Below are 19,047 nucleotides of genomic sequence, written 5' to 3'. Positions count from 1 at the left end.
TCGGGGCACACCGGCCGGGCAGGTTGCCGGTCACGGGGCAAGAGAGAGAGGGTGGGTTGTACGTCTGGTCTCACTGATGGCCGGACGGACCAGACGACCGCAGGAGTGTTCACATATGTCCATCGACCCGTCTTCGATTCCGAACTTCGGGGGCCAGCCCGAGCCGCAGCCCCAGGGACCGGCGGGCCCCGTCGTTCCGGATCAGGACCTGGTGAAGCAGCTCCTCGACCAGATGGAGCTCAAGTACGTCGTAGACGACGAGGGCGACCTCGCGGCGCCGTGGGAGGAGTTCCGCACCTACTTCATGTTCCGCGGTGAGGGGGAGCAGGCGGTCTACTCGGTGCGTACGTTCTTCGACCGGCCGCACAAGATCGACGCCAAGCCGCAGCTGCTGGAGGCGATCGACGACTGGAACCGCCGCACCCTGTGGCCGAAGGTCTACACCCACACCCATGACGACGGCACCGTCCGCCTCATCGGCGAGGCGCAGCTGCTGATCGGCGCCGGTGTGAACATCGAGCTGTTCGTCTCCTCGACGGTGAGCTGGGTGCGGGCGGCCATCGAGTTCGACAAGTGGCTGGTGGAGCAGCTGGGCCTGGAGCAGGAGGTCAACGACGCGGAGAAGCCCGAGGAGGGCGACGAGTAACTCCGCCCCGCGCGCACCACTTGACCCCCGCGCCCCGCGAGTCACACCTCACGAGAGCCCGGCCCACCCCGCGACCACGCGGCCCGGCCGGGCTCTCGCCGTCCACGCCCCGGTTCTCGCGGTGCACGGTTCCCAGCGCTCCGCCGCGCTCGGATTCTCACAGCCTGCGGCCGCCGCCCCTGAGGCGACCGGGTCGCGGCGGCCGTCCACCTCCCGGACTCACCGAACCCTTGTCCGCGAGGGCCCGGCAGGCCACTGACCTCCTGCGGCAAAAGCGAAGCCATCGGTCTCGCCCAGGGGGGCGGGTGTCCGCGGTGGCGAAGTTCGTGCCCGCCGGCGGTAGACCGCGAAGCCCGCCGCGGCCAGTCCCGGGACAGAGCGCTGTCCGCCGTATCCTGACCACACACGGGAAGGAGCCGTCCATGAGCGTCGACGCGATCGTGCACACCCAGTTCCCCAAGGGATACACGGTCCTGTTCGGGGCCGACGGAAAGGTGATCATGACTCCGCAGAGCGAGGAGTACTCCAGCACCATCAGGTCGATGCAGATCGACTCCGCTCTCGCCCTCGGCCGTCACGCGAAGGTCACCTCCGATGTCTACATCGACTTCCCCGCCGACGAGAACTCCGCCCCCGACCTCGCGATCATGCGCGAGGACGCACGCAAGGAAGGCAAGCGCTACAGCTTCGAGGACGTCCTGCTGATCTCCGAGGTCGTCTCGACCTCCTCCGCACGCAAGGACTACGACGACTGCACCGCCAAGTACGGCCGCTACGGCATCCCGATCTACCTGGTCGTCGACCCGTACGCCCAGGAAGTCGTCCTCCACACCCAGCCGACCGGCACCGGTTACATCGCGGCACACACGCACAAGTACGGCACGGGCAAGCTCCCCATCCCCCTGGCCGACGGCCGCACCTTCACCCTCGACCTTGACGAGCTCCCGCGCCCGGAGCCCGAGGCGGACGCCCGCTGACGAAGGACCTCCGTGGTGTCGCTCGGTAATGCCGTCTCGACCCCGGGCTCGTCACGCGACTGACCGTGACGTCCTCGTCCGGTGCCTGCGCCGCATCGCCGACCTGCCCGCCGACGCGATCGAGACACCTTCCCCGCATGGAGGCGCCGCGGTCGGACATTGACTGAAAGGCGCCTCCGCAGCGGGATTGCCTGCGGTGTTCCTGCGGTGCGCCGCCTTGCCAGTGGTTCGCTCTTGGGCTCAGCGGACATGGCGGAGCACCGAGGGGACCAACCAGCTCTGGCACATATCGCTGACGCCAGGCGAACGTCAGCGGTTTTCGTCTCGCCCGGCCCGACCGACCGTGGATCGGCTGCCGCCCCCCGGCCGATGCGCAGACGCCGTCGACAGGTGACAGCAGTCTCGACCGGCTTCACCCCGCCCTGCGGCGAAGGGGTTTGCGCCAGGTGGCCGTCAGGCCTGATGGCCCTGGGCGGACAGGGCCATCAAACGGGCTACCGCCTCCTCCAGCACACCCGTCCGCTTGCAGCCGGTGAAGACGTGAGCACGGCGCTTCACTGGCTCCCTCTCTGTAGGGCAGACCCACAAGCGCCGCGCTCCCAGTAGGGGCAACCCGCCCCCCGCTGGCCGGGTCTTCACCCGGATGCAAGGGGGTTCCGTGAGCGTTCCGACGTTCCGGCCGATGACGACGCCGTTTAAGACGATTGATCCGAACGGTGATCTCGATATTTACGCTCGGAAGTCCGTTGCCCGAAAGGGTCAGCGGGACACCGAACTGAGCGTTGGGCAGCAGATTGAAGACGGCATTCGTTGGGCCAAATGGAATGGCTACACCCCGCGTCATGTGTGGGTGGATCACGGAATCAGCGGATCAAAGGATGTGAAGCGACCTGCGTACGACGCTGGCCTTAACGCACTGGAGACCGGCGAAATTAAGTGCCTTTGGTCGTACAAGCTGGACCGATTCAGCCGCCGGGGCGCGCTCGCTGTCCTCACCATCATGGAACGGCTAGAGGGTCGACGAATCTTCTTCGGCGCTGACAATCTCGACACCAGCGAACCGAAGGACCGTCGCATGATCATGTGGCGCGCGGAGGACGCAAAGGAGTTCAGCGACCAACTCTCAGACCGTGTAACGGACTCCTGGCGCTACTCGAAAGACCAGGGCTATTGGCTGGCTCCGCGTGTTCCCTACGGGTTGGCCAAGACCAAGGATCGGAAGCTCGTTGCCGACAACACCCCCGCCATTCCCGAAAAGGAAGGCAGTCCGACAAAGGCAGACGTGATCCGGCGAATAGTCTTCGAGATTGCGGCGGGAGCGACTGCACCGAAAGTGGCGGAGCGGCTCAACGCCGAGGGGATCTCGTGCCCGAGTGGCGGCAAGTGGTCACCGCAGTACATGTATCGCGTCGTCAAAAACCCCGCGTACATCGGACTACAGCCGTCCTCTCAGTGGTTCGAGCGGGAAGACCCGATTCACCGGAACGCCGAGGGACGCCGTATCAGCGTCGGGGAAGCACTCGTCAGCGAGGCTGAGCAGATGCGGGCCCGTAAGGCTGTAAAGGGCCGCACAAAGCTGCTGGGGGACAAGTCGAGCCCCGCCCGCCGTGGAGTTCGTAGCCTGCCCCGGCACCTTCTCTCGGGACTCCTGTCCTGCGCCGGGTGCGGCCGCAAGATGGTTCGGCGCGGCATGTCCTACAACTGCCCGCACAAGACGACTGGGGGACGGCCGTGCGATGCACCCGCGTCGGTCATGGCGAAATACGCCCACGACTTTGTGTTCGCTGCGTTCGTCGGCCGACTTACGACAAGCGAGCCGGACGACGCGCTGATTCTCGCCGTGGCAACTCGCTGGCTGGCTGCGAACCGTCCCGATGCAGTGAGCGAACGAAAGGAACTTGCCGAACGCGTGGAAAACACTAAGGCGGAACTTAGCGACCTGCTCGACGCCCGTTACAAGCGCGGGGAGTTCAGCGGCCCTGCGGCGGAATACTTCCCCGGATTGCTGGCCGAGGCCGAGGACAAAGTGAGGCAGGCCGAGAAGGCGCTCAGCGCGCTGCCCGAGCCGACAGCGGATGTGTCTTTCCTCTTTGAGGCAGAGCAGATCCAAGAGGCTTGGCAGGCAGCGACAGAGGAAGAACGACGCGGGTTGCTGGCGCTGGCGCTTGACGGTGTCTGCGTGCGGCGGAAGTTCGGGGCCGGACGTACCAAGGTGACGGCCGAGCGATTCCACTACGCATGGGCAGGGTTCACGCGCGTTGTGGATCTGCCGGGTTCCGCAGCGACAGAGGCGGAGGTAACAGTGGCCGAGTAGGACGCGCTGAGAGCCTGGCAGAGGCCCGGTGGGACAACTTCCTGCCGGGCCTTTCCCATGCCCGCAGACGGCCGTACAGGGGCTCTCAACGACCGGCCAGCGCCGAGGGGTTCGCCGCACTTGCCGACAACGGCCCCGAAGGAGGCCACAGACGGCCGTCTGAGCCATTCCCGTTGCCTCGCCGCCCGGCACGCCGAGAGAGCCACAGACGGCCCGCAGGCGGCCGCACAGAGCTTCCGCCAAGTTATCTGACGGTGCGTCAGAAAATGCCACTTAACCCACACGCTCTCTGGACCCCGAACCCGCAGCAGGAGAGACGACAGGGAGGTTGCGCGGTGCCCATCACGAACACGCTTGACCTGGAGACGCTGAGCGCGCGTATGGACGCGTGGGCCAGCGAGAGGGACAGCAAGCGCGGCCGACTCGTGCGAGCGTTCCGAAAGAACCTCGGGAACTCCCCCGATCTACAGGCGGCACGGCTCGCGCTGCTTATCGCGGAAGCTGCCTAAGGGGCCCGCTTCACATACAGCCCCCCCGTCAGTGATGGCGGGGGTTTTCTTTGACCTACTTTCGCGGATAACGCGGAACCGGTCAGGCGTTACGGCGAATTAAGCGGAACGCATGGACCCCTTCTGAGGATTTAGAGGAGACACCGCAATGACAGATCGACGTTTCGAGGAGATACGCGGAGCGCTCCAGCGAGCGGAAGAAGCGGCATGGGAGGCAGGCCCTATAGCGGAAGACGCTCACGCACACGTACGCCACGCGCTGAAAATCGTTGAAGCCGTTCTATTCCCTGCCGATGGCTGCGCCGGTCCGGATTGCTCAAACCCCGTGCCTGACAAGGGTGTTGGGCGACCGGCGCTCTATTGCTCGACTCGTTGCAAGGATCGGGCGGCCTACCTCGCTAGGAAGCAGCGGGCACAGCGAGGAGCGGGAGAGGGCTAATCAAGAAACTCTCTATATGTACTTATGTAGTTCTGTACCTACATTCAACAACATCTATAGGAGTCCTACTAGCAATACCGGAACTAGGTACAACTACATGCCGCAACGTAACACCCCTCTGGAAGGAGTGCCCCGCCCTTGATTATCGGTGATCCTCGGTGCGAGGTATGCGACACCGTCCTAACCGGCCGACAGCGGGCCGTCTGCTCAAATGCGTGTCGGCAGGCCCGGAAGCGCGCACGCAAGCTGACGGCCGCTGAGTACGCGGCAAAGCTCTTGGGACGGGACTGCGAGCGCTGTGGAGACGCGTACGAGCCGAAGAACAACCGTCAGCGGTTCTGTTCCGAGGAGTGCGCCGAGCAGGCAAAGGCTGACGCGGAGGAATCCCGCTGGGAGGCCGTTTGTGAACTGGACGGGTGCGAGAACAGCGCCGGTTGGGACGGTGCTACGCGTGCCCGCCGCTACTGCTCGAACGCTCACAAGCAAAAGGCTTACCGACAGCGGAAGCACGCGGCCTAGCTGAAAGCCTCTGTGCGGCTCTGTGAGCGCCTTTCCCCGTCCCGCTGCCCCCTCGCGTCAACGCATTCCCCGGAGGCCCGTAGAAAGGCGCTGAGGGTCAGTGCCGGCTCGTAACGGTCGGATATCAATGCGCGCACTGCCGTCGGATATTCCGGCAATTCAGGCTCTAGCACTTAGCCAACTCACTCTCTGGACTCCGGACAGCCGGAAACTGTGTCCATAGGTGATGACTGGTCAGGCTGGTGCGCCACATGCCCCCTGACCGGTCGCCACCACCTAGGAACGTTCCTAGGTGCTCTCTCTGCGGCGGCATCCGCAACCCTTCCCCATTCTTCGGTGGGTAGATCTACGTGCGCGCAAAGCGGCGTAGTCCTCGCCGGTAAGACCCCCTTGTTTGGCCTATGCCGAGGCCGAGCGAGGGGGTCTTTTTGTTTTCCCTGGAGGTTTCCCGCGATGCATGACGATGCCGCGTACCGGGCTGTCGTGTTCGCTGCCCTGCGTGCGGTCACGGCTGACGCCCCCGCAGTCGTTGACCAAAACGAACTGTTCGGCGCTGTGAATAGGTGGGCCGCGCGAAACGGTGTGGGCCCGGTCCCGCTGGGTTCGTTTACGCGGCTCGTGCGCAGCGCTGGATACCGACACTTTCGAAGTGACCGGCGAAAGTACTTCGCTGGTCTAGCGATCAAGGAGGATTCATGACTACTCGCGATCACATTGACAGCGGGATGACCGACGCGACCATTGCAAGTGTTCTGCGCGCTCGTGCGGAGTCCTGGCGTTACAGCACTGCAATGGAGAATGCCGCCGCAGTTGTGGCCAATGGCGGATCTCTTAGCCCTGAGTCGCGTATGGCGCTGGGTTACTACCAGGACGGCAAGAAGGCTGCTGCCGCTTCCGGCCGTGACGTTTCCGGCCCTGCCGACTCGACGGGTGGGGATCGAATTGCAGCCGCTTACAAGAACCTCGGAGGCAACGCCTGATGACTGACGCGAAGCTAGAGAAGGCCCGTGCTGCCGCTGAAAAGGCGGCGCAGGAGCTAGCGGCCCTTGAGGCGGCCGAGGCTGAGAAGGCTGCGACGCTGGCCGCTGAGCGCGATGCACGAGAGATCGAGTACGCCCACCGGGTCAAGGAGACTTGGCGTGCTGAGGAGGAGGCGAACAGCGAGGCTGAAAAGGCGGCGCGAGCACGGTTCTATGAACTGGTCTCTAACGAGCCGTGGTTTGTGGCGTTCGCTGAGTACCGGGCGCACCGTTTCAAGCGCGGACACATTCTGAGTGCCGCACAGGACGCGCAGAATCGCTTGGGCGAGACGGCGACCATTCCAGAGAATCGCATCTATGACGCGACGATCATGGACGACGTAATCAATGCGGCCGAACAGCGCGCGAACGAGATTGCCGCTGATTTTGCCGATGAGCTAGAGGCTAAGCGTGAGGCTTACGTGAGCGGCGGCAACGAGTAATGCCGCAGGACGCTCTAGACCCTGGCCCGAGGGGAGATTACCCGTACTTCCCCCGCCTGCCTGATGGTTCCCCGGCATGGGCCGATTCGGTGCCCGCTGGTTATACCGGTTCCGTAATGCGGCGGGGTGTGGAATACGTGCGAGTGTGGGGCGGGACCCGGCACGGCGAATTGGTTGGATTCGACGTGACCCCTCGGGACGCTGCGGGTATCCCGATCAACCCGCCGGTTATCCCGCCCGCTTAGCGCTGTGGCCGTGTCATTTTCACCCGTGGCGCGGCCGTTCGCTGTTGCAAGATCACACCCCGAGCCGGCCGGGAACCACCGGTTTTCTGACCTGCGGCTTTCACTGCTTGTCACTTCCCTGCCACGTGTGCCCCAGCGAAGGAGTTGCCCCATGCTGGCCGACGATTGCGCCCCCTCGCACGCTGAGTCTCTCACCCAATCCTTCGGCTATGCGCATGGATACGCGGATGAAATCCGGCGCATGCTCGCTGAGGGGAAACCTGATTCTGAAAGAGCGGCGCAACTCGTACAGGCAATCCATGACGTGATCCTCGCTGCGTTGGATGACCTGTACGAACTGGACGACGTACAGCAAGAGATGGACGTCATAGAGGAAATGCAGGGCCTCACGGATGAGGAACTGTTCAGCGCTATTACCTGCCCGCCCTTCGGAGTGTGAGCCTCCATGCCGAGTAAGCCACCCCGCCCATGTTCTCAGCCGGGGTGCCCCGAGTTGGTAAGCGGAAGAGACGGCGCGTGCGCTGAGCATTCAAAGCAGCGAGCAGCGCAGCGACAGAATCGGGGCGGTAGTTCATACGGCCGTGACTGGCGTGAGCGCGTGCAGCCAAGGTTTATCTACCGGAATCCTTGGTGTGTTCTCTGCGGACAACGGGCGCAGGTTGCCGACCATTGGCCGATCAGTCGACGTGACTTGATAGCGAGGGGCGAGCCTAATCCCGATGCCGTGACGCACCTTCGGCCATTGTGCAAGGCATGTGATGCCAAGGAGCGACCTAAGCGCGAGCCGGGCGGTTTCCTCGCTGAGCGTCGTTCGCAGCGCGAGGCAGAACAGCGCGTGCAGCGTGGTCGGTTCGATGACGTGCCGCCATTCTGACCCCTCCCCCTGGGGGGTGCCTCCCCTCGCCCCCAAATGCGGCGCGGCAGGGAGGGAAAAACCTGTGATGGCTAATCAAACCATTTCTGTGGGCCCTTTCTGCCCGCTGGATTGTTGGGAGTTGACCGATGATTGATGACGAGTTCCGCGCCAAGGTGGCCGAGTGGGCCGAGCTGATGACGGCAGCACGGCGGAAGTACCGGGAGCGGGAAGCAATCGAGAACCGTAGGCACGCGACGCGTATGCAAGCCATTGACAACATCCGCTATGCCGGGGTGCCTGCTCACCTCGTACGCGAATACCAGGATGCACGACGCAAGAGGGAGGCGGGGAATGTTTAAGCGCCTGTCCATAACCGGCCTCGTCCGGTATGCCGCGCCCGCTGCGGCCATGGTCATTAGCTTCGCTGTGGAGCGTGACCTAGCGCTGTCTCATGGCGTGCCAGAGACCGTTGCATCGGCCGTTCCCGTGGCCATTGACCTATTCATGATTTGGGCTGTCCGGTCGGGCCGAGACGTTGCGCTGAGCGTGGCCGTTGCCGTGGCCGCGAATGTGGCCGGTGTCCTCACGACGGAATCCCTGTCCGCTGTCGATACGTGGGTGTCCGCTGGATTGCACGCCGTGTTCCCGCTGACCGTGTGGCGAATGCATAGGGCTGAGCGGCCCGCTGAAAGCCTTACGGGCGACTCGGCGAGCACGGACACCGAACAGCCGGCGGTAGCCGCTCAGAATGGTGTATGGCCGGACGTTGACCTATGGCAGGACTTTGCCGACGCTGCACCGGACAGCGAGACGGACGCCGAGGAGGAATTGCCGGTCACTCCGCCGACCGCTGAGGACGTACGCGCGGCCCTGGCCGTTCTCGATTCGCGGTATGGCCGACCCGTGACCGGCCGCATGGTGGCTGACCATTTCGGTGTGTCCGAGCGGACCGGTCGCCGGTATCTCGCAATGGCCAGTTGACCACCTAGGAACGTTCCTGGGTGCTCTCGACAGTGAGCCGAGGAGTATCCGAGAATGCCGCCATGGATGCCGGACTAGCTGCGGTACTAGGTGGGATAGCCGGTGCGCTCGGGGGCGTAGTTGGCTCCGTTGTGACGGGGAGGGTGCAGCGGGAGGGAGTGCTGATCTCGGTACGCGCTGAGCACCTGAGAGAGAGACGACAACCCCGCCACGACGCCTATAGAGCTTTCATTCAAACAATGTTGGACCTAAAAGAGCGCGTCGGTTTGGATAGCTATGAAAACACGGACCCACGGGAAGAAGAAGCCTTGAGGAAAGAGGTTAATTCCCGTTGGATTGATCTAAGCCTCTTCGGCCCGGAATCGGTTATCACGGATGCCTCACAAGTGCGGGATACCGCGCTGGACCTTGTCCACGAAATGGGCTTGGCTCGTGAGGCGGCATCGGAAATGCTGGGCCTGGACGAGGATGACCTCCGGTTCGACGACGCGCAGAATGCGGCGGGCCTCGCAGTTGACCAGGTTCAGTCTGCCGCTCACGTTTTGGCCGAGGCTGTCGATGAATTCGCATTGACCGCTAGTGCCGTGCTGAACGATGACGGCACTAGACGACCGAGATTCTTCCGTTGGGGTCGCATTCCCCAGCGGACCACCTAGGAACGTTCCTAGCTGCCCGCCCCGCACCTCGCTGCCTCACTGGCGGCCGGGTGCGGGGCTTTGGCGTTTCTAAGTCACTCACAAATTCTGTTGCACGAAATCGTCATCGTAGTCAACCTCGCCATTCATCATGAGGATCGCGGTACCGTGAGCCTCATATGATGAAGATTGTGCTGCGGCACAGCTTCCGCACATGCCCCCTTCGGGGTATTGGTCGTCGTAGTCGACTTCCCCGCCGAACTCGGCGTTGTACTCCTCTCGCGCGTCGGAGATGTCGAACTCTTTGTCGCACTCGCCGCAATTTTCCATGTTGGTCACTTGTTCCCTGTCTGGTGTTGGCGGTTGAAAATAGGCACCTTTTGCCGGCATCGGGTTCCTGGTGCCCTGACCTGCGATTTTTCTGTCTGGTGCCTTTGCTTCTGTGTGCGCTGGAGTGAACGCGCCTACGCGGCCGGATGTTCGGCTAGCAGGGAAGCGACTTCCGGCACGTCCTCATATTCAGCGAGCCGAGCGAGAACGACCCGGCCCCGTTCCGCAGTCCTCTCGCTGGCAATGTCGGCCGACAGCGTGAGCATTCGTTCCGCTGTGGCCGCCGCTTCCTCGGGTTCGTTCGCGTCAGCGTAGGCAATGGCAAGCCATGAGAGATAGAGCGCCAATTCGCGGGTGTGCGTTGCGTCGTATTCGCTAAGCACTTCCCGCAGCAAGGGAACAGCGCGGAGGGGTCGGCGCAGTTCTGTGTAGACGCGGGATTCCATGACACGCAATTCTCCGGCATCCACCCAATAAAGGTAGGACGGTGACTCGATTCCCTCGCTGTCCTCGCTAAGCGCTTGGCTTGCCTCCCCGAGGGCCCGCATTGCGTGCTGTGCGTTCTCGGTGCCGCCCGCTTTCGTGGCCGCCCATGCCACCCGGTCGAGATACAGCGCGCGAGCCTTTGGCGGGGCGTCCGGTCCGGCCCCGTCCATTGCAGCGCGGGAAAGGTCTAGCCCCTCAACTTCCCGGCCGGTATTGCTGAGTTGGTATGCGAGGGACCCGGCAAGGTTTCCGGCTAGTGTCCGGTCCTCGGCTTGCGTTGCCGCGCTGAGACCGAGCCGGTAAATGCGTTCGGCTTCCTCGTGCTGGCCCGCATCACTGGCAATCCATCCGGCGATCTGTGCCAGCTCCCCGATTTGGACGAGGAGCTGACGGCCCGTCAGATCAGAATATGAATGCTCGCGGAACAATCGAACAGCCTTACGAAGTTCGCGCAGTGCGGGCCGCATGAGATCCCCACCGGCCAGGAAGTCATCAGCGAGCCGTAGGCCGTGCACCCGCTGTTGCAAGTCGTCCACCTGGCCCATGCCGATACGGCCCCCTGTACGGCCGCGTAGCGGCTCTAACGGGTCCTCGGCAGGCAGGAAGTCGGCCAGCGTCGGCAAGGGGGGTTCAGCGGCCGTCTGTGGCGCTGTGAGGGCTTCCACGGAAACCCCAAGAGCAGCAGCGAGGAACGGCAACCACTCGCGCGGGGTGCGCTTCCCTGTCTCCCACCGGCTGACTTCCTGGCGGCCGACCGGATCACCAACGACACCTGCGGCCCGGCACACCTCTCGCGCTAGCCGTGCCTGACTCCAGCCGAGCCGTTCCCGCTGTCGTCGGATGTGGGCCCCGATTCCGCTCATGTCTTCAATTCTGGCCGACAGTTGGCCTACACGTGGCCGCTAGTCCGAGATCCACTCCGGCCGGAAGGTGGACGTCGTAATGCCGACGCGAGGGGACAGCGACCATGGCGAGCCAAAGCGCAGCGGACACGGACGCCCGACAGTGGGAGTACACGACGTTTGCCCCGTCGGGGGAGACGTGCCCGGCGTGCATGAAGCCGATCAAGTCCCTTGAGCGCTGCCGACGGGGTGAGCTTGAACGGCAGTCCGGAAGTCCGGTCGTCGTTTACCGGCACGTGGACTGCGACGACCCGAGGGAACTCAAGCGGAAGACGCAGCGGTGACCGCCCCGGCAAAGCGCGTGGTCGCCCGCGTGAGCGCCTTACCGGCTCCGGAGTCGATATCCCTCGTTGACGACCCTGATAGCCCCTACAGCGGCTCAACAGACGGTTGGTGGACTGGTTACAGCGGTGCGCTGGACCCCCGCTCCGGGGTGATCTATTTCCCGCCGGATTCCGCGCCGCCCCCGTGTCCGTTCCCGTGTGCGCGTTGCCAGGCCAAGGGGAGACAGAGTTGAAAGACGTTGACCGATGGCTGCGGGAACCTCGGCCCGGACCGGTGGACCCGGATTCTTGCGTTGTGTGCGCAGCGCTGCGAGGCAATGTCAGCGCGAGTGCCCGCATGAATGACCCGCTGTTGGCGCTGGCCACGCTGTCAGCGATGAGGGTTCACCGGGAATTCGGGCACCAAAACCGGGTGAGGAATCCCGAGCCTGCCGAACAGTCGGCGTGAAGACATTGGCGGGGGCTCGCTGGCGGCTGGCTGCGTTCGTGCTGGCGGGGTTCGTCGGGTACTTCCTCGCGGCCGTCCGCTGATCTCCCGCGCCTCTCGTGACTGCGGCGGCGCAGCGCGGTAGGTGCGGGTCCTCGGGCCCCGTTCGTGTGCTTCCCCCGTGGCGCATGGGCGGGGCCCGTACGCTGGAACTAGAGGTGTTTCCGCAGGTCAGACAGCCTTTCGATTGCTTCGCGCAACTTATCGGTACGCTTGCAGAACGCGAACCGTACGAAGGGTGCGCCCTGGTCGCGGTGGTCGTAGAAGACGGCGTTCGGGATGGCCACCACGCCGGCGCGGTCGGGCAGGGCGCGGCAGAACGCGAAGCCGTCGGTCTCGCCCAGGGGGCGGATGTCCGTGGTGACGAAGTACGTGCCCGCCGGGCGGTAGACCGCGAAGCCCGCCGCCGCCAGTCCCGCCGAGAGCAGGTCCCGTCTGGCCCGCATGTCCGCGCGGAAGCCGTCGAAGTACGTGTCCGGCAGGCTCAGCGCCTCCGCCACGGCGTACTGGAACGGGCCGGAGGCGACGTACGTCAGGTACTGCTTCGCCGACCGGACCGCCGTGGTCAGGGCGGGCGCCGCCGTCAGCCAGCCGACCTTCCAGCCGGTGAAGGAGAAGGTCTTTCCGGCGGAGGAGATGGTGACCGTCCGCTCGCGCATGCCCGGCAGGGTCGCCAGCGGTACGTGCTCGGCGTCGTCGAAGACCAGGTGCTCGTACACCTCGTCCGTGACGACCAGCAGGTCCCGCTCCACCGCCAGCTCGGCGATCGCGGTCAGCTCCGCACGGGTGAGGACGGTGCCGGTCGGGTTGTGCGGGGTGTTGATCAGCAGCAGCCGGGTGCGGTCGGTGACGGCGGCGCGCAGCTCTTCCAGGTCCAGACGGAAGCGGGCGTGTTCCGGGTCCGGCCGCAGTGTCACCGGCACGCGCGTGCCGCCCGCCATGGCGATGCAGGCCGCGTAGGAGTCGTAGTACGGCTCCAGGGCGACGACCTCGTCCCCGGGCTCCAGCAGCGCCAGCAGTGAGGCGGCGACGGCCTCCGTGGCGCCGGCGGTGACCAGCACCTCCGTGTCGGGGTCGAACGTCAGCCCGTAGCGGCGCCGCTGGTGCTCGACGATCGCCGTCCGCAGCTCGGGCACGCCGGGCCCCGGCGGGTACTGGTTGCCGCGCCCGTCCCGCAGCGCCCGCACCGCCGCCTCCCGCACCTCCTCGGGGCCGTCCGTGTCCGGGAAGCCCTGCCCGAGGTTGATCGCCCCGGTCGCCACCGCCAGGGCGGACATCTCGGCGAAGATCGTCGTCCCGAACTCGGTGAGACGGCGGTTGAGGAAGGGACGTGCGGTGGAGGTCATGCCGGTCATCCTGCGCCGAAGCTCTGGACTTCCTCAAGTGCGCTTTGGCCCGCGCGGCGGATGGGAATCCCCCGTGCACGCGACGCTCACACGTCGCGCGAGGCGCCCACGGGGGGCCGCTTCGGGGGATTCGAAAGGAGGGTGACGCCATGCTCCTGGGCCTCATCCTGGCGGCGGCGGTCATCGTGCTCGTCGTGTCTCTGATCGTCCACGCCCGCACGGGCGGCGGCTCGTCCCGCCGAAGCGGCGCGGGCGCCCGCCGTACCCGCAGCCGCACGGGCGGCCGGGGCGGTCACAACAGCGGCTGGTGGGCCGGCGGGGGCGACTCCGGCACGTCCTGCGGTTCGTCGGGCAGCTCCTGCGGCAGCGGCTCGTCCTCCTGCGGCTCGTCGTCGGGCAGCTCCTGCGGAGGCGGCTCGTCCTGCGGCGGAGGCGGCGGATGCGGCGGAGGCAGCTGACACGGGGCAGCTGAGCTCCCCGGGGGGAGCCGTATCCGGACCGCGAGGGTCCGCTCCTTGACCGGGGCGTCCCTCGCGGTCGCACCATGTCCGGCCGCATCGGCATCGCGGTCGCACGATGTCCGGCCGCATCGGGCATCGCGCCGCCTCGGGGGTCGCGCGCGGGCGCGCGTCGTGGTGCGCCAGGGCCGCATGGCGTGCGCCGTGGTTGAACAGTTGAGCTGTGGAGCCCTCTAGGGGATGGAAACCCCACGAAGTTGGGTAAAAACGCTGTGTTGGCGCCACTTTTCATGATTCCCTCTAATCCACCAACGCAGCCCCTCGGACCCCTACGGACGTCCCGCGCGGACGTCCTCCCCAGGAAACGGGCCGACCGGGCGACCTCCCGGTGTCTGCCGGGGTGTGCCGGACCTTCCCTCTCTTTGCGTTCTAGCGGAGCCGAGTCATGCTCACGACCCTGCACACGTCCTACACCGACACGCGCGCGGCCGACCTCGCCTGGGCCCTGGGGCGTGAACCACTGCCCGCCCTGGCCATCCTCGACCTCGAACTGTCGGGCGCTCAGGTCCAGTTGCGACTCCTCGGCGCCTCACACCAGGTGCTGCTGGAGGAGGAGGGGGGCAGTTGCTCGGAGACGGTGGCCTGCCTCCCCGGCAGCAGCACCCCGCTGCCCCTCGCCGTGGCCAAGCGGGTGGGTGACTGGGAGTACGAGTTCGCCGCACACGTAGAAGAGTTGACGCCAAGTCAGTTCGCAGTGCGCGCCCAGGAACTGCTGGCCCTCGTCTCCGGCCACCCGCACGGCCTGGCCGGCGTCTTCCCCGGCAGCCCGCACGCCTTCACCGCGTTGGTCGCCCAGCGGCACGAGGGGGCCGTCCACTGGCGCACCTGGCACGCGTACCCGCAGGACGGGCAGCTGGTGGCGACGCGCACCAGGGTGGACGTACGCGCGCCGGCCCTCGCGAACGGCCCGTCCGCCGACGGCGACTTCAGGCCGAGGGTGGTTCAAACGCGGGGCGCGTGACCGGCGCCGGGTTCCACACGTGTGGGTGACGAAGCGTGCCGCACTCGTGACGTAACGTCGCAGTCGTGATCGAGTCGCACGCACCGGCCCCGCCCGGCGCCCCGCCCCCATGGCGCGGCCCCGCGCGGCTGCCCGTCCGGCAGGGCACCGGGCGGTTCCTGGTCCTCGCGTGCGTCTTCGTCTGCGCCGCCTGCGGGCTGGTGTACGAACTGGAACTGGTCGCGCTCGCCTCGTACTTGATGGGCGACTCGGTCACCCAGGCCTCCGTCGTGCTGTCCGTGATGGTGTTCGCGATGGGCATCGGCTCCCTCGCCGCCAAACGGCTGCGCCCGCTCGCCGCCGCCGGGTTCGCCGCGATCGAGGTGGTGCTCGCCCTGGTGGGCGGCTGCAGCGCCATGGCGTCGTACGCGGCGTTCGCCTGGACGGGTGACTGGGGCGGGCTGTGGGCTGACGGCCCCCGGGTGCTGATCGTCGCGTTCTCCTTGGTCATCGGCCTGCTCATCGGGGCCGAGGTGCCGCTGCTGATGGAGCTGATCCAGCGCATCCGCCGACAGGACGCGGGCGGCGCGGTCGCCGACCTCTTCGCCGCCGACTACGTCGGCGCGCTCGTCGGCGGCCTGGCCTTCCCCTTCCTGCTGCTGCCCCGCCTCGGCCAGCTGACCAGCTCCCTGCTGACCGGCGCGGTCAACGTGGCCGCCGGGGGCGCCCTCGTCCTCGGCCTGTTCCGCCGCGACCTCACCCGCCGCGCCCGCTGGACCCTCGTCGTCGCCGGCATCGCCGTCCTCGGCGTCCTCGCCTCGGCCGCCGTCCTCGTCGACGACTTCGAACGGGCCGCGCGGCACGCGATGTACGGCGACCACGTCCGGGTGGCGCTGCGCACCGGCGTCCAGGAGGTCGTCCTCACCGGCGACGCCGACGGCGGCCCCGTCGGCCTCTACCTCGACGGCCGGCTCCGCGGCGGCGGCCCCGCCGCGCGCCGCTACCACCAGGCGCTGGTCCGCCCCGCGATGCACGGTCCGCACGGGCGGGTGCTGATCCTCGGCGGCGGCGACGGGCTGGCCGCCCGCGAGGTCCTCGCCCGCCCCGGCGTCGACCGTCTCGACGTCGTCGAACTCGACGCCCGGCTGCTCCGCCTCGCCCGCACCGACCCGGCGCTCTCCCGCCTCAACGAGCACGCCTTGGACGACCCGCGCGTCCACATCACCGTCGCCGACGCCTTCGACCGCCTCCGGAAGATCCCCCCGGACGCCTACGACGTGGTGATCACCGACCTGCCCGACCCCGGCGAGACCGCCGGCGCCAAGCTGTACTCCCAGGAGTTCTACGGCCTGGCCCGCCGCGCCCTGCGCCCCGCGGGCCGGCTCGCCGTCCACGCCGGGCCGGTCACCACCCGCCCCCACGCCTTCTGGACCGTCGAGACCACACTGCGCGCGGTGGGGCTGCACACGGCCGCCTACCGCACGAGCGGCGACGGTGACGGCGACTGGGGCTTCGTCCTGGCAGCGGGAGACCGCCCGCCCGGCCTCCGCCTGGACCCCGGCGAGCGGGAGCTGCGCGAGCGGACGGAGGGCTTGCGGGCTTCTACCTTGCTGCACCCGCGTTACTAGTGCTGTGACGGCGGCGCGTGGCACGGGCATCGCGGCAGGCGTCGGTTCCGAGTTGTGGCGGAGGGGAGGTGTGGTGGCGTGGGCCTGGGTAGGCTCCGCATCTATGGAGCATGAGGTGTTCGTTCCGGTTCCGGCCGAGCGGCTGAGGGCGGCCCTCGCCGACCCCGAGCAGGTGGCCCGGGCCGTTCCCGGGCTCCAGCAGGACGCCGGCACCGGGCCTGTCGCGGGCCGGCTGAAGCTGCGCGTCGCCGGCCACACCATCACCTACCGGGGCGCCCTGCGTGTCACCGTTCAGGGCGACGGCGGCTACGTCGTGGAGGGCGACGCGACCGAGGCCCGCGGCACGGGCACGGTCAAGATCGCGCTCACCGTGCGACTGCGGGAGTCGGAGGGCGGGACCGCCGTCGTCTTCGAGGGCACGGCCTCCGCGGCGGGCCGGATCGCCGAACTCCCCTCGGACGCGGTCGACTCGGCGGTCGCACGGCTGCTGAACCGGTTCGCGGAGAACCTGGGGGAGGGGGCGGAGCAGACCCCGGCGGAGGCCTCCGGCGGAAGCCCGGCGTCCGACGCGCCGGAGCCCTCGCAAGCGGCTCCCGCCGACGCGGCCCCCGCCTCGGAAACGCCCGCCGAAGAAGCCCCCTCGGGCCTCCCCGCCGGCGCCGAACCCGAAGCCGGCGCCGAACCTGAAGCCGCCGCCGAACCTGATACCACCGCCGAACCTGATACCACCGCCGGAACCGATGCAACCGCCGGCATCGAACCCGACGAAGACCGGGACGGCCCCCCCGCCGAAGCCGCGCACGCCCGCCGGACGATGATCGGGCGCAGCGCCGAGGAGGTTGACCACGCCCCGCCGCGCGGCCGCTACGCCCCCGTCCCCGCCCCGGAGACAGTCGCCCGCAACGACATCCTGCGCTGGGCCGCCCCCGCCGCCGCGTTCGCCGTGGCGTCGGCGATCGTCGTCGGCAGGGCGCTGCGCCGCCGTCGTTGAGCCCGCGCGCTCTTGATCGCCTCGATAGGGTCGTCCCGTGAGCGACGAAGACATCACGCTGACCGCGGGCGACGCGGAGGCGACCGTGCGGCCCGGCAACGGCGGACGGGTCACGGGGCTGCGCGTCGGCGGTGTGGAGCTGCTGCGCCAGGGGGAGAGGTTCGGCTGCTTCCCGATGGTCCCGTGGTGCGGGCGCATCAGGGACGGCCGCTTCCGCGACGGCGGGGCCGTCCACCAGATGCCGCTGAACTCCCCGCCGCACGCCATCCACGGCACCGTCCGGGACGGCGCCTGGCGGGTGGCCCGCCGTTCCGCCGAGGAGGCGGTCCTGACGTACGACCTGGTGGAGCCCTGGCCCTACCCCGGCCGGGTCACCCAGATCGTGGCGCTGACCGAGGACGCGCTGACGCTGTCCATGGCTGTGGAGACGTACGGCTCGTCCTTCCCGGCGCAGATCGGGTGGCACCCCTGGTTCAACCGCGACCTCGGCGGCGAGAGCGTGCGGATCGCCTTCGACCCCGCCTGGCAGGAGGAGCGCGGCGACGACCACCTGCCCACCGGCGAGCGCGTCGAGCCGAAGCCCGGCCCCTGGGACGACTGCTTCGGCATGCCCGACGGCGTGGACGTGACCCTCACCTGGCCGGGGCGGCTGGAGCTGAAGGTGACCAGCCCCGAGCAGTGGGTCGTCGTCTACGACGAGCAGGAGGCGGCCGTGTGCGTGGAACCGCAGACCGGCCCGCCCGACGGCCTGAACTCCCGTCCGCGCCTGGTCACCCCCCTGGAACCGCTGGAAACCACGACGACCTGGCGCTGGACCCGACTCTGAGCCCCGATGCCCCCTCCCAGCCGCGAGGCCTGGGTCCCGGGCCCTGGGTTCCCCCTACGGGGTCGCCTCTAAGCTGTTCGGCATGACGGACACACGCGGCGCGCTGCTGCAGCAGATCAAGGACAAGGCCGTGGTGCACGGCAAGGTGACCCTGTCGTCGGGTCTCGAGGCCGATTACTACATCGACCTGCGCCGCATCACCCTCGACGGGCAGGCCGCCCCGCTGGTCGGACAGGTGCTGCTCGACCTGACCGCCGACCTGGAGTTCGACGCCGTCGGCGGTCTGACCATGGGCGCGGACCCGGTCGCCGCCGCGATGCTGCACGCCGCCGCCGCGCGCGGCCGCTCGCTGGACGCCTTCGTCGTGCGCAAGGCGGCCAAGGCGCACGGCCTGCAGCGGCGCGTCGAGGGCCCGGAGATCCGGGGCCGCCGGGTGCTGGTCGTCGAGGACACCTCCACCACCGGCGGCTCGCCGCTCACCGCCGTCGAGGCAGTGCGAGAGGCGGGCGCCGAGGTCGTGGCCGTGGCGACCATCGTGGACCGGGCGACCGGCGCCGCCGAGAAGATCCAGGAGGGCGCCGGCGTGCCTTACCTGTACGCGTACGCCAAGGACGAGCTGGGCCTGGACTGACCGGCGGGTGGACACCCGCTGGATCATCGGGCCATGTCTGGAAAGATGGGGACGACGATGACGTCGCACCCCAGGTCTAGGTCAGGGCCGTAACA

Annotated in this window: 18 protein-coding genes; 15 read left to right on the top strand and 3 right to left on the bottom strand. The window is 67.4% G+C overall.

Annotation, left to right across the window (positions count from 1 at the left end; genetic code table 11):
• The first annotated feature begins 115 nt into the window (after window positions 1-115).
• The 9 genes from ACIOC0_RS07950 to ACIOC0_RS07910 all read left to right on the top strand — a co-directional run bounded on the left by ACIOC0_RS07950 (window position 116) and on the right by ACIOC0_RS07910 (window position 9,604).
• Window positions 116-646: a YbjN domain-containing protein gene (locus tag ACIOC0_RS07950; RefSeq protein WP_402153600.1), complete on the top strand. Its 531-nt coding sequence runs from the start codon at window positions 116-118 to the stop codon at window positions 644-646.
• A 422-nt stretch (window positions 647-1,068) separates the two neighbouring features.
• Complete coding sequence (locus ACIOC0_RS07945; protein ID WP_402153598.1) at window positions 1,069-1,623, top strand: Uma2 family endonuclease; 555 nt, start codon at window positions 1,069-1,071, stop codon at window positions 1,621-1,623.
• Between the two features lie 658 nt (window positions 1,624-2,281).
• Window positions 2,282-3,937 (top strand): recombinase family protein, encoded by a 1,656-nt coding sequence (locus ACIOC0_RS07940; RefSeq protein ID WP_402153596.1) that lies wholly within the window; start codon window positions 2,282-2,284, stop codon window positions 3,935-3,937.
• A gap of 2,162 nt (window positions 3,938-6,099) precedes the next feature.
• Window positions 6,100-6,384 carry a hypothetical protein gene (locus tag ACIOC0_RS07935; protein ID WP_402153594.1) on the top strand — a complete coding sequence of 95 codons (285 nt, stop codon included), beginning with the start codon at window positions 6,100-6,102 and terminating at the stop codon, window positions 6,382-6,384.
• Complete coding sequence (locus ACIOC0_RS07930) at window positions 6,384-6,866, top strand: hypothetical protein (protein ID WP_402153593.1); 483 nt, start codon at window positions 6,384-6,386, stop codon at window positions 6,864-6,866. Before ACIOC0_RS07935 ends, ACIOC0_RS07930 begins: the two co-directional genes overlap by 1 nt.
• Before the next feature lie 396 nt (window positions 6,867-7,262).
• Window positions 7,263-7,550: a hypothetical protein gene (locus ACIOC0_RS07925; RefSeq protein ID WP_402153591.1), complete on the top strand. Its 288-nt coding sequence runs from the start codon at window positions 7,263-7,265 to the stop codon at window positions 7,548-7,550.
• Between the two features lie 563 nt (window positions 7,551-8,113).
• Window positions 8,114-8,326, top strand: coding sequence for a hypothetical protein (locus tag ACIOC0_RS07920; RefSeq protein ID WP_402153589.1), 213 nt, complete (start codon window positions 8,114-8,116; stop codon window positions 8,324-8,326).
• Window positions 8,319-8,948: a transfer protein spdA gene (locus ACIOC0_RS07915; protein WP_402153587.1), complete on the top strand. Its 630-nt coding sequence runs from the start codon at window positions 8,319-8,321 to the stop codon at window positions 8,946-8,948. Before ACIOC0_RS07920 ends, ACIOC0_RS07915 begins: the two co-directional genes overlap by 8 nt.
• A gap of 266 nt (window positions 8,949-9,214) precedes the next feature.
• Window positions 9,215-9,604, top strand: coding sequence for a hypothetical protein (locus ACIOC0_RS07910; protein ID WP_402153585.1), 390 nt, complete (start codon window positions 9,215-9,217; stop codon window positions 9,602-9,604).
• Window positions 9,605-9,682: 78 nt separating this feature from the next.
• Here ACIOC0_RS07910 and ACIOC0_RS07905 read toward each other — a convergent pair whose 3' ends face one another.
• From ACIOC0_RS07905 to ACIOC0_RS07895, 3 genes are all read right to left on the bottom strand, one after another.
• Window positions 9,683-9,922, bottom strand: coding sequence for a hypothetical protein (locus ACIOC0_RS07905; protein WP_402153583.1), 240 nt, complete (start codon window positions 9,920-9,922; stop codon window positions 9,683-9,685).
• A gap of 125 nt (window positions 9,923-10,047) precedes the next feature.
• Window positions 10,048-11,262 (bottom strand): helix-turn-helix transcriptional regulator, encoded by a 1,215-nt coding sequence (locus tag ACIOC0_RS07900; protein WP_402153581.1) that lies wholly within the window; start codon window positions 11,260-11,262, stop codon window positions 10,048-10,050.
• Window positions 11,263-12,224: 962 nt separating this feature from the next.
• Window positions 12,225-13,427 (bottom strand): pyridoxal phosphate-dependent aminotransferase, encoded by a 1,203-nt coding sequence (locus tag ACIOC0_RS07895; RefSeq protein ID WP_402153579.1) that lies wholly within the window; start codon window positions 13,425-13,427, stop codon window positions 12,225-12,227.
• A 140-nt stretch (window positions 13,428-13,567) separates the two neighbouring features.
• Between ACIOC0_RS07895 and ACIOC0_RS07890 the strand changes: the two genes are divergently transcribed.
• The 6 genes from ACIOC0_RS07890 to pyrE all read left to right on the top strand — a co-directional run bounded on the left by ACIOC0_RS07890 (window position 13,568) and on the right by pyrE (window position 18,952).
• Window positions 13,568-13,876, top strand: coding sequence for a hypothetical protein (locus ACIOC0_RS07890; protein WP_402153577.1), 309 nt, complete (start codon window positions 13,568-13,570; stop codon window positions 13,874-13,876).
• 445 nt (window positions 13,877-14,321) lie between these two features.
• Window positions 14,322-14,897: a DUF2617 family protein gene (locus tag ACIOC0_RS07885; protein WP_402153575.1), complete on the top strand. Its 576-nt coding sequence runs from the start codon at window positions 14,322-14,324 to the stop codon at window positions 14,895-14,897.
• A 65-nt stretch (window positions 14,898-14,962) separates the two neighbouring features.
• Window positions 14,963-16,504, top strand: a complete 1,542-nt coding sequence (locus tag ACIOC0_RS07880; protein WP_402153573.1) for a polyamine aminopropyltransferase — start codon at window positions 14,963-14,965, stop codon at window positions 16,502-16,504.
• A gap of 103 nt (window positions 16,505-16,607) precedes the next feature.
• Entirely contained in the window at window positions 16,608-17,495 is an 888-nt protein-coding gene (locus tag ACIOC0_RS07875; RefSeq protein ID WP_402153571.1) for an SRPBCC domain-containing protein, read from the top strand.
• Window positions 17,496-17,532: 37 nt separating this feature from the next.
• The gene (locus tag ACIOC0_RS07870) at window positions 17,533-18,321 is read left to right on the top strand and encodes an aldose 1-epimerase (RefSeq protein ID WP_402153569.1); all 789 of its coding nucleotides are present in this window, start codon (window positions 17,533-17,535) and stop codon (window positions 18,319-18,321) included.
• A gap of 82 nt (window positions 18,322-18,403) precedes the next feature.
• Window positions 18,404-18,952 carry an orotate phosphoribosyltransferase gene (pyrE, locus tag ACIOC0_RS07865; protein ID WP_130438639.1) on the top strand — a complete coding sequence of 183 codons (549 nt, stop codon included), beginning with the start codon at window positions 18,404-18,406 and terminating at the stop codon, window positions 18,950-18,952.
• The last annotated feature ends 95 nt before the right edge of the window (window positions 18,953-19,047 follow it).

The organism is Streptomyces sp. NPDC088254 (assembly GCF_044740925.1).
Lineage (GTDB): Bacteria > Actinomycetota > Actinomycetes > Streptomycetales > Streptomycetaceae > Streptomyces.
Note: the sequence above shows the minus strand (reverse complement) of the source record. Positions and strands in the feature narration are given on the sequence as shown.

Excerpts from the sequence above, each read along its gene's own strand:
- ACIOC0_RS07950 (WP_402153600.1), top strand. The coding sequence starts at position 116 with ATGTCCATCGACCCGTCTTCGATTCCGAACTTCGGGGGCCAGCCCGAG.
- ACIOC0_RS07945 (WP_402153598.1), top strand. The coding sequence starts at position 1,069 with ATGAGCGTCGACGCGATCGTGCACACCCAGTTCCCCAAGGGATACACG.
- ACIOC0_RS07935 (WP_402153594.1), top strand. The coding sequence starts at position 6,100 with ATGACTACTCGCGATCACATTGACAGCGGGATGACCGACGCGACCATT.
- ACIOC0_RS07930 (WP_402153593.1), top strand. The coding sequence starts at position 6,384 with ATGACTGACGCGAAGCTAGAGAAGGCCCGTGCTGCCGCTGAAAAGGCG.
- ACIOC0_RS07925 (WP_402153591.1), top strand. The coding sequence starts at position 7,263 with ATGCTGGCCGACGATTGCGCCCCCTCGCACGCTGAGTCTCTCACCCAA.
- ACIOC0_RS07920 (WP_402153589.1), top strand. The coding sequence starts at position 8,114 with ATGATTGATGACGAGTTCCGCGCCAAGGTGGCCGAGTGGGCCGAGCTG.
- ACIOC0_RS07915 (WP_402153587.1), top strand. The coding sequence starts at position 8,319 with ATGTTTAAGCGCCTGTCCATAACCGGCCTCGTCCGGTATGCCGCGCCC.
- ACIOC0_RS07900 (WP_402153581.1), bottom strand. The coding sequence starts at position 11,262 with ATGAGCGGAATCGGGGCCCACATCCGACGACAGCGGGAACGGCTCGGC.
- ACIOC0_RS07895 (WP_402153579.1), bottom strand. The coding sequence starts at position 13,427 with ATGACCGGCATGACCTCCACCGCACGTCCCTTCCTCAACCGCCGTCTC.
- ACIOC0_RS07890 (WP_402153577.1), top strand. The coding sequence starts at position 13,568 with ATGCTCCTGGGCCTCATCCTGGCGGCGGCGGTCATCGTGCTCGTCGTG.
- ACIOC0_RS07885 (WP_402153575.1), top strand. The coding sequence starts at position 14,322 with ATGCTCACGACCCTGCACACGTCCTACACCGACACGCGCGCGGCCGAC.
- ACIOC0_RS07875 (WP_402153571.1), top strand. The coding sequence starts at position 16,608 with ATGGAGCATGAGGTGTTCGTTCCGGTTCCGGCCGAGCGGCTGAGGGCG.
- pyrE (WP_130438639.1), top strand. The coding sequence starts at position 18,404 with ATGACGGACACACGCGGCGCGCTGCTGCAGCAGATCAAGGACAAGGCC.